This window comes from Pseudomonas sp. SIMBA_041 (assembly GCF_046535095.1).
Taxonomy (GTDB): domain Bacteria; phylum Pseudomonadota; class Gammaproteobacteria; order Pseudomonadales; family Pseudomonadaceae; genus Aquipseudomonas; species Aquipseudomonas mucoides.
Map to the genome: position 1 here is coordinate 15,288 of NZ_JAWRXJ010000013.1, position 11,677 is coordinate 26,964.

Consider the following 11,677-nt stretch of genomic DNA (forward strand, 5'->3'; position numbering starts at 1 on the left):
GTCTGACCCGACCCCATGGATAAACGCTTACTGACCAGAGATGGGCATGGCCGGAATCGGCTCGCTAGGTGGCGGCAGGTCCGACTGTGGTGGTGGCGTGACCGCTTCTGCGGTCGGTGCCGGTTCACCGTTTTGTGCTGGGGTAATCGGTGCGGTCTCGGCCGGCGGAGCAACCGGTTCAGAGGCCGCAGGAACCGGTGCAGGCTCAGCAGCCGGTGCGGGTGCGGGTGCTGGCGTCGGTTCCGCAGGCGTTGGCGCCAACGCTGCAGGCGCCGCTTTGGCCTCAGGCACGCCCAGGTCAGTCTTTGGCTTCTCGACGATGTGTGCGGCTTTCTTCGCTTCCGGAGGCAGGAACAATTCGACCAGGGTGAAAAAACGCTCGTAGAACTTGGCTGACGAAACGGTTTCGCTGGCGACCTTGACCATCGAGTCGTCGGACGAGCCGATCGGCATCGACACCGAGCCCAACACACCGACACCCAGGCTGGCGGAGTTGTTGGTTTTCTTCAGCGCATAGCGGTCCTGCAAGGCGTTGGCGAACATGGTCGCGTGGTGCCCTTCGCTGCCGTCATCGGCGCAGACCACACTGAAGCTGATCTCCATGTGCGTGTCGCCGGTCTGCTGGAAACTCTTGTGCCCGCTGATCAGCTTGGGATCGCTGCTGGTGATGATGTAACCCTGGCTGAGCAAGGCACGACGTGCGGCTTCGCAGGTCTGCGCATCGCTTACGGGGTAGTTGCGCGAAAAGGTGCCGGAGTCAGCGAAGTTCTCATGCTCATAAATCGCGGCTTTCTTGGAGGAGCAGCCGGCAGCAGCAGCGAGCACCAGTGCCAACCCGACGAGACGCATGGGAATTGATTTAAACATTGAACATCCTGAGGAAAACGGTCCGGGGCGTATTGTGCAACAGATCGATGCTTAGCGGAGCATCGATTAGTGTCTTAAAACAGATACAAGTGTAAAGACTCCCAATGACGGGAAAAGGTCGCTCCACACCCGCTTCCGGCGACGGGTAACCGTTTAAGTTTCCCTTCAGGCATAAAAAACCCCGGCCTTTCGGCCGGGGTCTTTGTGTAGCGAGACGCTTAATCAGTCATCAATAACGCTTGATGTCCGCTTCGCTTTCCAGCTGCTTGCGGTAAGCCGCGAAGTCTTGCTGGCCAATGCGCGAGGCGAGGAAGCGGCGATATTGAGCCTTCTCTTCTTCGGTCGGCGCGGCCGCTTCGTTCACGTTGTTCAGACGCACGATCACCAGGCTACCATCGGCCAGGGTCACGTTGCTGAAGGTCGGCTTGTCCTTGGCGGCAGGCTTGGGCATCCGGAACAGCGCCTGCAACACAGTTGGGTCAACCCCTTCCTGAGCGCGGGTAGCCGCTTCGGTCACTTTCCAGCTCTGGCCGTCGATCGCCTTGTCCAGCGGGGTCTTGCCGTCGCGCAGGCTGGCAATCAGCTGTTCAGCCTTGGTCTTGGCGGCAGAGCTGGCGTGCTCCTTGGCCAATTGCGTGCGGATGGCCGTGTTAACGGCTTCCAGCGGCAGCTGTGCGGGTTTCAGGTGTTCCTTGGCGCGCAACACGATCACGGTTTCCGGATCGAGTTCGATGGCGGTGCTGTTGGCACCCTCATCCAGCACTTCAGGACTGAACGCAGCGGTTACTACTGCACGGTTGGCCGCAATGCCCTCACCGCCTTCACGACCAAATGGCTTGGAGGTGTGGATGGTCAGTTTCAGGTCTTGCGCCGGCTGGGCCAGATCGGACGCTTCGAACGAGGCGTCTTCCAGTTGCTTGGTCGCCTCGACGAAACGCTGCTCGACTTGCTGGGTTTTCAGCTCGCGGGTCAGCTTGTCTTTCAGGCTGGCAAACGTCGGCACTTCAGGTGCTTCCACACCCAACAGCTTGATCAGGTGGAAACCGAAGTCGGTACGAACCGGCTCGGAAACTTGATCCTTGGCCAGCGAATACAGGGCTTTTTCAAAGGCCGGGTCGTAGACGCCCGGACCTGCGTAACCGAGGTCACCGCCATTGTTGGCCGAACCCGGGTCCTGGGAGAACTCTTTGGCCAGGGCCTCGAATTTCTCGCCTTTAGCCAGGCGTGCCTGCACGTCTTCGATCTTGGCCTTGGCTTGCGCCTCGGTCACTTTGTCGTTCACTTCGATCAGAATGTGCGCAGCCCGACGCTGTTCGGACAGGTTCGCGGTTTCTTTCTGATACGCCGCTTGCAGGTCTTCGTCCTTCACGGCGACCTGATCAAAGAAGGAAGCCTTCTTCAATTCCAGGTAGTCGATGACCACCTGATCCGGCGTCATGAACTCCTTGGCGTGTTCGTCGTAGTAGGCTTTGACTTCTTCGTCGGTCAGCTTCACAGCCGCCGGGTCAGCCTTGACGTTCAGGGAAGCGAAATCGCGGGTCTGTTTTTCCAGACGGGCGAAGGCCAGTACCTGAGCGTCAGTGACAAAACCGCTACCGGCCAGGCCAGCGCGCAGCTGACCGATCAGCATTTCCTGAGCCAGCATCTGGCGGAACTGCATACGGCTGTAGCCGAGCTGACGGATCACCTGGTCGAAACGCTCCGGGCTGAACTTGCCGTCGACCTGGAATTCAGGCGTCTGCAGGATCACTTGGTCCAGGGCAGCTTCGGAGAAAGCGAACTTCGAGTTCTGTGCGCCTTGCAGCAGCAATTTGCGATCGATCAAGCCTTTGAGGGCCGATTCGCGCAGCATTTTTTCATCGAGCAAGGAAGCATCGAAATCCTTGCCCAGCTGTTGCATGAGCTGACGGCGTTGCATATCAACCGCCTGGCTCAGCTCGTTCTGGCTGATTTCTTCGCCATTGACCTTGGCCGCATCATTGCTGTGCGTCGTGGCCTTGAAAATGGCATCGAAACCGGTCAAAGCCATCAGTGCAACGATGACCCCGATAATGGTCTTGGCAATCCAGCCTTGTGAATTGTCCCTGATATTCTGCAGCATGCGTCCCCCAGAAACGGTTGAACTTCAAAATTAGGCAACCGTGGAGCGTGGGTAGAATCCGGATAGAAGAAAGGCGCATCCGGGGATGCGCCTTCTCGTAACTGGCGGAGCGGACCGAGGGTTCGAACATGCGACCCTCGGCGTCTCGGACCGGCAACTTGCCGACTGGACTACCGCTCCGCTGCCAGGTCAGGCATGACCCCGACCCGGATAGGCAAAAACCTGAATCGAACTTAGTTGACAGCTTCTTTCAGTGCTTTACCGGCTTTGAAACCTGGTTTTTTGGCTGCTGCGATTTCCAGAGTCTTACCGGTCTGTGGGTTACGACCGATGCGAGCTGGACGATCAGTGACGGAGAAAGTACCGAAACCAACCAGAACAACGGAGTCGCCAGCCTTGAGAGCGCCAGTGACGGATTCGATTACTGCATCCAGGGCTTTACCAGCGCTGGCTTTGGAGATGTCCGCAGATACGGCGATAGCATCAATCAGTTCCGACTTGTTCACTCTAAGTCCCCTTATATCTATTTGAGTATGATTCTAAGTTTTTTTGGTGAAAACAAAAACGAGTGCTGAATGGCCTACAGACACTTAAGAGCCGCTTTATAACAAGGGCTCTAAAAAGCTGTCAAGGAAGCCACCCGGCCAAATGCGTACTAATGCGTGCTAATTCTTTCCTTAGAGTCAGACTCGCGTTTTTCATCCTTTGCAACGATCTCTGGAGCCACATCAGGCAGCGGCTCCGGCGCGTATTGCAGCGCAATTTGCAGGACCTCGTCAATCCATTTAACCGGTTTAATCTGCAGATCTTGCTTGATATTGTCAGGAATTTCCTTCAAATCGCGTACGTTCTCTTCAGGAATGATCACTGTCTTGATCCCGCCACGGTGAGCAGCGAGCAGTTTTTCCTTCAGGCCGCCAATTGCGAGCACCTGGCCGCGCAAGGTGATTTCACCCGTCATCGCAACATCTGCGCGCACCGGAATCCCGGTCAGTGCCGACACCAGGGCCGTGCACATGCCCACACCGGCGCTAGGGCCGTCCTTAGGGGTCGCCCCTTCCGGCATGTGGATATGCGTGTCGCGCTTCTCGTGGAAGTCGAGGGGAATCCCCAGGCTCTTCGCACGGCTGCGGACCACGGTCAGTGCTGCGGTGATCGATTCGACCATCACATCACCCAGGGAACCGGTCTTGATCAACTGGCCCTTGCCCGGAACGACCGCGGCTTCGATGGTCAGCAGTTCGCCGCCCACTTGCGTCCACGCCAACCCGGTCACCTGACCAATCTGGTCCTGCGATTCGGCCAGGCCGTAGCGGAATTTACGCACGCCCAGGAAGTGTTCGAGCATCTCGGCAGTCACTTTCACCGAGAAGCGTTTTTCCATCGCATGTTCTTTGACCGCCTTGCGGCAGACCTTGGCAATCTGGCGCTCCAGCCCACGCACACCGGCTTCGCGGGTGTAGTAGCGGATGATGTCGCGGATCGCTTCGGCGTCGAATTCCAGCTCGCCTTTCTTCAGGCCGTTGGCAGTGATCTGCTTCGGCGAGAGGTATTTCACGGCGATGTTGATTTTCTCGTCTTCGGTGTAGCCCGGCAGGCGAATCACTTCCATCCGGTCCAGCAAGGCTGGCGGAATGTTCATGGAGTTCGAGGTGCACAGGAACATCACATCGGACAGGTCGTAGTCGACTTCCAGGTAGTGATCGTTGAAGTTGTGGTTCTGCTCGGGATCGAGCACTTCCAGCAACGCCGACGCCGGATCGCCACGCATGTCGCTGCCCATTTTGTCGATTTCATCGAGCAGGAACAGCGGGTTGCGAACGCCCACCTTTGTCATCTTTTGAATCAATCTTCCTGGCATCGAACCGATATAAGTACGGCGATGCCCACGGATTTCGGCTTCGTCACGCACGCCACCGAGGGCCATGCGCACGAATTTGCGGTTGGTGGCGTGGGCAATCGACTCCGCCAGCGAGGTTTTACCCACGCCAGGAGGACCTACCAGGCACAACACCGGGCCACGAATTTTCTTCACGCGCTTTTGCACGGCGAGGTATTCGAGGATCCGCTCTTTGACTTCTTCCAGACCGTAGTGGTCTGCATCGAGAATGTCTTCAGCGCGCGCAAGGTCCAGGCGCACTTTGCTCTGAGCCTTCCAAGGCACCTGAACCAGCCAGTCGATGTACGAACGCACCACGGTCGCTTCTGCGGACATTGGCGACATTTGTTTCAGCTTGTTCAGCTCACCCTGGGCCTTGGCCAAGGCATCTTTCGGCAGGCCGGCAGCATCGATGCGCTTTTTCAGCTCTTCGATTTCGTTGTGGCCTTCGTCGCTGTCGCCGAGCTCTTTCTGAATGGCCTTCATCTGCTCATTCAGGTAGTACTCGCGCTGGCTGCGCTCCATTTGTTTCTTGACGCGACCGCGAATGCGTTTTTCGACTTGCAGCAGATCGATCTCGGCATCCAGCAACGCCAGAACGTGCTCGACCCGGGCCGACAAATCGATGATTTCGAGGATTTCCTGCTTCTGTTCGATCTTCAGGGCCATGTGCGCGGCCATGGTGTCGACCAGGCGGCCTGGCTCGTCGATGCTGTTGAGCGACGACAGGACTTCAGCGGGGACTTTCTTGCCCAACTGCACATATTGTTCGAACTGAGCCAGCAGGCTGCGCACAAACACTTCCGACTCGCGCTCTGGCGCGTCGACTTCATCGATCAACGAGACTTCGGCACGGCAGTGGCCGTCCACTTCGCTGAAGCGCTCCACGGCGCCCCGCTGCTCGCCTTCGACCAGAACCTTTACAGTGCCGTCAGGCAGCTTGAGCAGCTGCAGAACGGTCGCAATCGTACCTACGCGATAAAGTGCATCTTCACCGGGATCATCGTCAGCAGGGTTTCTCTGAGCCAGCAGAAGGATCTGCTTGTCGCCCGTCATCGCGGCCTCGAGGGCTTCGATGGATTTCTCGCGCCCCACGAACAGCGGGATAACCATGTGCGGATAAACCACAACATCACGCAATGGCAGGAGAGGCAATTCGATGGTTGTCTTCATGATTTCGCCTCTACGGCGGCCGTAAGGCCGGAAACAGATGGAAGTAAGCTTGAAACCAAGATGGGGGCTGCCTTCAAAAAAAACAAGCGCAAAGACAGTGATAAAACGCAGTAAAAGCAAAGGGGCCCGAAGGCCCCTTCTTTGTACCCGCTGCGTGACGCTTAAGCGTCTGGCGCGGCCTTGGCAGCAGGCTCACTGTTTTCGTAGATATACAGTGGCTTGGACTTGCCTTCTATAACGCTTTCGTCGATCACTACTTTGCTCACCTCGGACTGCGAGGGGATTTCATACATAGTGTCGAGCAATACACCTTCGAGAATCGAGCGCAGTCCACGGGCACCGGTCTTGCGTTCCAGGGCACGTTTGGCGACCGATTTCAGTGCGTCGGCCCGGAATTCCAGGTCCACGCCTTCCATCTCGAACAACTTGGCATATTGCTTGGTCAGCGCATTTTTCGGCTCGGTGAGAATCTGCATCAACGCAGCCTCATCAAGCTCGTCCAGCGTGGCAAGTACCGGCAGACGACCGACGAATTCCGGGATCAGACCGAACTTGACCAGATCGTCAGGCTCGACTTCACGCAGGGACTCACCGACTTTCTTGCCTTCTTCCTTGCTGCGCACTTCCGCGTTGAAACCGATGCCGCCCTTGGTGGAACGGTTTTGAATAACCTTTTCCAGACCGGAGAACGCACCACCGCAGATGAACAGGATGTTACGGGTGTCGACCTGAAGGAATTCCTGCTGCGGATGCTTGCGACCACCTTGAGGTGGAACGGAAGCGACCGTGCCTTCGATCAACTTGAGCAGGGCCTGCTGCACGCCTTCACCGGAAACGTCCCGGGTGATCGACGGGTTGTCAGACTTGCGCGAAATCTTGTCGATTTCGTCGATGTAGACAATGCCCATCTGGGCTTTTTCTACGTCGTAATCGCACTTCTGCAGCAGCTTCTGAATGATGTTCTCGACATCTTCACCCACGTAACCCGCCTCGGTGAGGGTGGTTGCGTCGGCAATGGTGAACGGAACGTTCAGCAAACGAGCCAGTGTTTCGGCAAGCAGGGTTTTACCCGAGCCTGTCGGGCCGATCAGCAAGATGTTGCTCTTGCCGAGTTCGACGTCGTCATTCTTTTTGTCACGCTGATTCAGGCGTTTGTAGTGGTTGTACACCGCTACGGCCAGAACCTTTTTCGCACGCTCCTGACCAATCACGTACTGATCAAGGATGCCGCTGATTTCTTTAGGCGAAGGCAATTTATGCGCGCTGCTTTCGGCCTGGGCTTCCTGCACCTCCTCTCGGATGATGTCATTGCACAGGTCGACGCACTCGTCGCAGATAAAGACCGAGGGGCCGGCAATCAACTTGCGTACTTCATGCTGGCTTTTGCCACAGAAGGAGCAATAGAGCAGCTTGCCGTTGTCCTCGCCGTTGCGGGTGTCAGTCATTCGTTCGATCCAAATCCGATAGGCTTGCAACACAAGATGAAGGCTATTGCGGGCTTTTTCAAGCCCACAGGTGGTCGGACCTGCCGACCAACCTTATTTTGAGCTGCTTATTTTAAGCGGGGCGCTGGCTGATCACTTCATCGATCAACCCGTAATCACGCGCAGCTTCTGCACTCATGAAATTATCGCGGTTGGTGTCGCGCTCGATTTCTTCAAGAGTGCGCCCGCTATGCTTGGCCATCAGCGTGTTGAGACGCTCGCGAATGAAGAGGATTTCCTTGGCATGGATTTCGATATCCGAAGCCTGGCCCTGGAAACCGCCCAGTGGCTGGTGAATCATCACACGCGAGTTCGGCAGGCAGTAACGCTTGCCCTGCGCACCGGCCGTCAACAGGAACGCGCCCATGCTGCACGCTTGACCGATACAGGTGGTCGACACGTTTGGCTTGATGAACTGCATGGTGTCGTAGATCGACATGCCCGCAGTCACCGAACCGCCCGGCGAGTTGATGTAGAGATGGATGTCCTTGTCCGGGTTTTCCGCTTCAAGGAACAGCAATTGCGCACAGATCAGGTTGGCCATGTAGTCCTCTACCGGACCAACCAGAAAGATCACTCGTTCCTTGAGAAGGCGCGAGTAGATGTCATAGGCGCGCTCGCCACGAGCAGACTGCTCGACAACCATCGGGACCAGGCCGCCTGCGGCCTGGATATCAGAGTTCTGCTGAATATACGAATTACGGAACATGCTCTGCAGTCACTCCCAAATAGTTATGTCTTGAATACGCATAAGCCAGCACGAAGGCTGGCTTATGGTGTGTGCTTCTTACCGCAAAAACGATCAGTCGGCTTGTGGAGCTTCTACCGGCTTGACTGCTTCTTCGTAAGAGACCGATTTGTCGGTCACGCTAGCTTTCTGCAGAACAGTATCCACAACTTGTTCTTCCAGCACAACCGAACGAACTTCGTTCAGTTGCTGGTCGTTCTTGTAGTACCAGGACACAACCTGCTCAGGCTCTTGGTAGGCCGAGGCCATTTCCTGAATCATTTCGCGAACGCGGGTTTCGTCAGGCTTGAGGTCGAATTGCTTGACCACTTCAGCCACGATCAGACCCAGTACAACGCGGCGCTTGGCTTGCTCTTCGAACAACTCGGCCGGCAGTTGGTCAGGCTTGATATTGCCGCCGAACTGCTGAACAGCCTGCACGCGCAGACGGTCAACTTCGTTGGACAGCAGAGCCTTAGGCACTTCGATCGGGTTGGTGGTCAGCAGACCATCCATTACCTGATTCTTGACCTTGGATTTGATCGCCTGACGCAGTTCGCGCTCCATGTTCTTGCGAACTTCGGTGCGGAAGCCATCCAGGCCAGTTTCCTTGATGCCGAATTGAGCGAAGAATTCTTCGTTCAGCTCTGGCAGTTTTGGCTCCGAAACAGTGTTCACGGTGACGGTGAACTCGGCAGTTTTACCAGCCAGATCCAGGTTCTGGTAGTCAGCTGGGAAAGTCAGGTTCAGAACACGCTCTTCGCCAGCTTTAGCGCCAACCAGACCGTCTTCGAAGCCAGGGATCATGCGGCCGGAACCCAGCACCAGCTGAGTGCCTTTGGCGGAACCGCCAGCGAACACTTCACCGTCAACCTTGCCGACGAAATCGATGTTCAGCTGGTCTTCGTTCTGGGCAGCGCGATCGGCCACTTCGAAACGGGTGTTCTGCTTGCGCAGGATGTCCAGCATTTTGTCCAGATCGGCATCAGCCACGTCAGCGCTCAGGCGCTCTACGGTGATACCTTCGAAACCGGCAACGGTGAACTCAGGGAACACTTCGAAAATAGCGACGTATTCCAGGTCCTTGCCCGCTTCGATCGACTTAGGCTCGATCGAAGGTGCGCCAGCCGGGTTCAGCTTTTGCTCAACAACAGCTTCGTAGAAAGAAGACTGGATCACATCGCCCACGGCTTCTTGACGCGCATCAGCACCGAAACGGCGCTTGATTTCGCTCATTGGCACTTTGCCTGGACGGAAGCCAGCAATCTTGGCCTTTTGGGCAGTCTGCTGCAGACGCTTGTTGACCTGAGTCTCGATGCGCTCAGCCGGCACGGTGATGCTCATGCGGCGCTCAAGAGCAGAAGTATTTTCAACAGAAACTTGCATGGATATTCCTCGTTGCACAGACGTTAGCCGGCCGTTTCCGACCCCAGAATCAAGGGCATGCATTCTAGTGGGTCAAACTCAAGAAGTCACCCTACTGAAAACGGGTAAAAACGCAGCAGGCAATTTATAGGTGCGAATGCACGAATGCACCTCGCTCCAATGGCAAACACAACCGATCACGCCAGGGCCCTGCGCCAACCCTCCTATATATAGAAGAGGTTGCCAATCATCTCCCTGACAGCCGATCTTGCGAACAAGGCCGGCGAGCAGCGCGGCATCATCGAGCAACACAAATACGACGAAACGCCCTGCCCCTGCGACTCAGAACCTGCAGTCGCTGAACCCGCCAAAACAAAAAAGGCGCCAGACTGTTAAATCTGGCGCCTTTCGAAATATGGGGTGGACGAAGGGGATCGAACCCTCGACAACGGGAGTCACAATCCCGTGCTCTACCAACTGAGCTACGCCCACCATATTGCGTGACAAAGAAGTAAAACAACTTCCCTGCTGACCCCAACCAAGCCAATCGGCATGAATGAAGCTTTATTTGGTGCGGATGAAGAGACTCGAACTCTTACGCCTCGCGGCGCTGGAACCTAAATCCAGTGTGTCTACCAATTCCACCACATCCGCGGGTTGAAGCTGTTAAAGCAAAGGCGCCAGACTGTTAATCTGGCGCCTTTCGAAATATGGGGTGGACGAAGGGGATCGAACCCTCGACAACGGGAGTCACAATCCCGTGCTCTACCAACTGAGCTACGCCCACCATATTGCGCTACTTGTGCCAAAGCTGCCTAATGGCGCACCCGGCAGGACTCGAACCTGCGACCATCCGCTTAGAAGGCGGATGCTCTATCCAGCTGAGCTACGGGCGCCTTGTAATTTGTACTCTTGGAGGACTACAAACTAAGTGCTTTCCAGCCTTGCGAAACCGCAGTCCCGCTTGACCTTCTTAACCAGTGCTAGGCTGTGCCCGACAAGTGCGACGAATAGTATAGAGCCCCCTGAGGGTCGTCAAATCCTTTTTAAAAAAAATTCATTTAATTAAAGGAGTTAGAGGAATTTGCAGACCAAGCGCCTTTGCCCTCACCTCATGACATGCGAGAATGCGTTCTCTTTTTTTCCCCTCTCGATGGTTAATCACGCGCAATGACTGCACAACTAATCGACGGCAAATCGATCGCCGCCAGCCTGCGCCAGCAGATCGCCAAACGAGTTGCCGAGCGTCGCGAGCAAGGCTTGCGTACACCTGGCCTCGCGGTGATCCTGGTCGGCAGCGATCCCGCCTCTCAGGTTTATGTCTCGCACAAGCGTAAAGACTGTGAAGAGGTCGGCTTTATATCCCAAGCCTATGACCTGCCTTCCGAAACCACTCAAGAAGCGCTGACCGATCTGATCGATCGTTTGAACGACGACCCGGCAATCGACGGCGTTCTGCTTCAGCTTCCTCTGCCTGAACACCTGGACGCCTCCAAATTGCTGGAGCGTATTCGCCCGGATAAAGACGTCGACGGTTTCCACCCTTATAACGTCGGTCGCCTGGCGCAGCGTATTCCGCTGCTGCGCCCCTGCACCCCTAAAGGCATCATGACCCTGCTGGAAAGCACCGGTGCCGATCTTTACGGGATGGATGCAGTGATTGTCGGGGCATCCAACATTGTCGGTCGCCCGATGGCGATGGAATTGTTGCTGGCCGGTTGCACCGTGACCGTCACCCACCGCTTTACAAAGGATCTGGCGGGCCACGTGGGCCGTGCCGATCTGGTGGTGGTGGCCGCGGGCAAACCGGGCCTGGTCAAGGGTGAGTGGATCAAGGAAGGCGCGATCGTGATCGACGTCGGGATCAACCGCCAGGAAGACGGCAAACTGGTCGGCGACGTGATCTACGAAACCGCCCTGCCCCGCGCCGGCTGGATCACTCCGGTACCGGGCGGCGTTGGCCCGATGACCCGTGCCTGCCTGCTGGAAAACACACTGTACGCGGCAGAAACCCTGCACAGCTGAGTTCCAAAGCAGATATAAAACGACCCCGCCCATGGCGGGGTTCTTTTTGCCCGAAG

Annotated in this window: 8 protein-coding genes and 4 tRNA genes; 1 reads left to right on the plus strand and 11 read right to left on the minus strand. The window is 56.4% G+C overall.

Going from position 1 to position 11,677, the window contains the following annotated elements:
* Positions 1–27: 27 nt before the first annotated feature.
* The 11 genes from SB725_RS26395 to SB725_RS26445 form a co-directional block, all read right to left on the minus strand.
* Positions 28–867: a DUF2242 domain-containing protein gene (locus SB725_RS26395; RefSeq protein WP_027926066.1), complete on the minus strand. Its 840-nt coding sequence runs from the start codon at positions 865–867 to the stop codon at positions 28–30.
* Between the two features lie 229 nt (positions 868–1,096).
* Positions 1,097–2,968: a SurA N-terminal domain-containing protein gene (locus tag SB725_RS26400; RefSeq protein ID WP_027926067.1), complete on the minus strand. Its 1,872-nt coding sequence runs from the start codon at positions 2,966–2,968 to the stop codon at positions 1,097–1,099.
* Positions 2,969–3,201: 233 nt separating this feature from the next.
* The gene (locus SB725_RS26405) at positions 3,202–3,474 is read right to left on the minus strand and encodes an HU family DNA-binding protein (RefSeq protein WP_027926068.1); all 273 of its coding nucleotides are present in this window, start codon (positions 3,472–3,474) and stop codon (positions 3,202–3,204) included.
* Between the two features lie 149 nt (positions 3,475–3,623).
* Positions 3,624–6,020 carry an endopeptidase La gene (gene lon, locus SB725_RS26410; RefSeq protein WP_027926069.1) on the minus strand — a complete coding sequence of 799 codons (2,397 nt, stop codon included), beginning with the start codon at positions 6,018–6,020 and terminating at the stop codon, positions 3,624–3,626.
* Positions 6,021–6,181: 161 nt separating this feature from the next.
* On the minus strand, positions 6,182–7,465 hold the full coding sequence (gene clpX, locus SB725_RS26415; RefSeq protein ID WP_007946893.1) for an ATP-dependent Clp protease ATP-binding subunit ClpX: 1,284 nt from the start codon (positions 7,463–7,465) through the stop codon (positions 6,182–6,184).
* Between the two features lie 112 nt (positions 7,466–7,577).
* Positions 7,578–8,213: an ATP-dependent Clp endopeptidase proteolytic subunit ClpP gene (gene clpP, locus SB725_RS26420; protein ID WP_027926070.1), complete on the minus strand. Its 636-nt coding sequence runs from the start codon at positions 8,211–8,213 to the stop codon at positions 7,578–7,580.
* A 93-nt stretch (positions 8,214–8,306) separates the two neighbouring features.
* Entirely contained in the window at positions 8,307–9,617 is a 1,311-nt protein-coding gene (gene tig / locus SB725_RS26425) for a trigger factor (protein WP_027926071.1), read from the minus strand.
* Positions 9,618–10,012: 395 nt separating this feature from the next.
* Positions 10,013–10,088, minus strand: a tRNA-His gene (locus tag SB725_RS26430).
* 77 nt (positions 10,089–10,165) lie between these two features.
* Positions 10,166–10,250 (minus strand) — tRNA-Leu (locus SB725_RS26435).
* Positions 10,251–10,307: 57 nt separating this feature from the next.
* Positions 10,308–10,383, minus strand: a tRNA-His gene (locus tag SB725_RS26440).
* Between the two features lie 32 nt (positions 10,384–10,415).
* Positions 10,416–10,492: transfer RNA gene (locus SB725_RS26445), tRNA-Arg, on the minus strand.
* Positions 10,493–10,766: 274 nt separating this feature from the next.
* Here SB725_RS26445 and folD point away from each other — a divergent pair.
* Positions 10,767–11,621, plus strand: a complete 855-nt coding sequence (gene folD, locus SB725_RS26450) for a bifunctional methylenetetrahydrofolate dehydrogenase/methenyltetrahydrofolate cyclohydrolase FolD (RefSeq protein WP_027925381.1) — start codon at positions 10,767–10,769, stop codon at positions 11,619–11,621.
* Positions 11,622–11,677: the final 56 nt, after the last annotated feature.

Excerpts from the sequence above, each read along its gene's own strand:
- SB725_RS26395 (WP_027926066.1), bottom strand. The coding sequence starts at position 867 with ATGTTTAAATCAATTCCCATGCGTCTCGTCGGGTTGGCACTGGTGCTC.
- SB725_RS26400 (WP_027926067.1), bottom strand. The coding sequence starts at position 2,968 with ATGCTGCAGAATATCAGGGACAATTCACAAGGCTGGATTGCCAAGACC.
- lon (WP_027926069.1), bottom strand. The coding sequence starts at position 6,020 with ATGAAGACAACCATCGAATTGCCTCTCCTGCCATTGCGTGATGTTGTG.
- clpX (WP_007946893.1), bottom strand. The coding sequence starts at position 7,465 with ATGACTGACACCCGCAACGGCGAGGACAACGGCAAGCTGCTCTATTGC.
- clpP (WP_027926070.1), bottom strand. The coding sequence starts at position 8,213 with ATGTTCCGTAATTCGTATATTCAGCAGAACTCTGATATCCAGGCCGCA.
- tig (WP_027926071.1), bottom strand. The coding sequence starts at position 9,617 with ATGCAAGTTTCTGTTGAAAATACTTCTGCTCTTGAGCGCCGCATGAGC.
- folD (WP_027925381.1), top strand. The coding sequence starts at position 10,767 with ATGACTGCACAACTAATCGACGGCAAATCGATCGCCGCCAGCCTGCGC.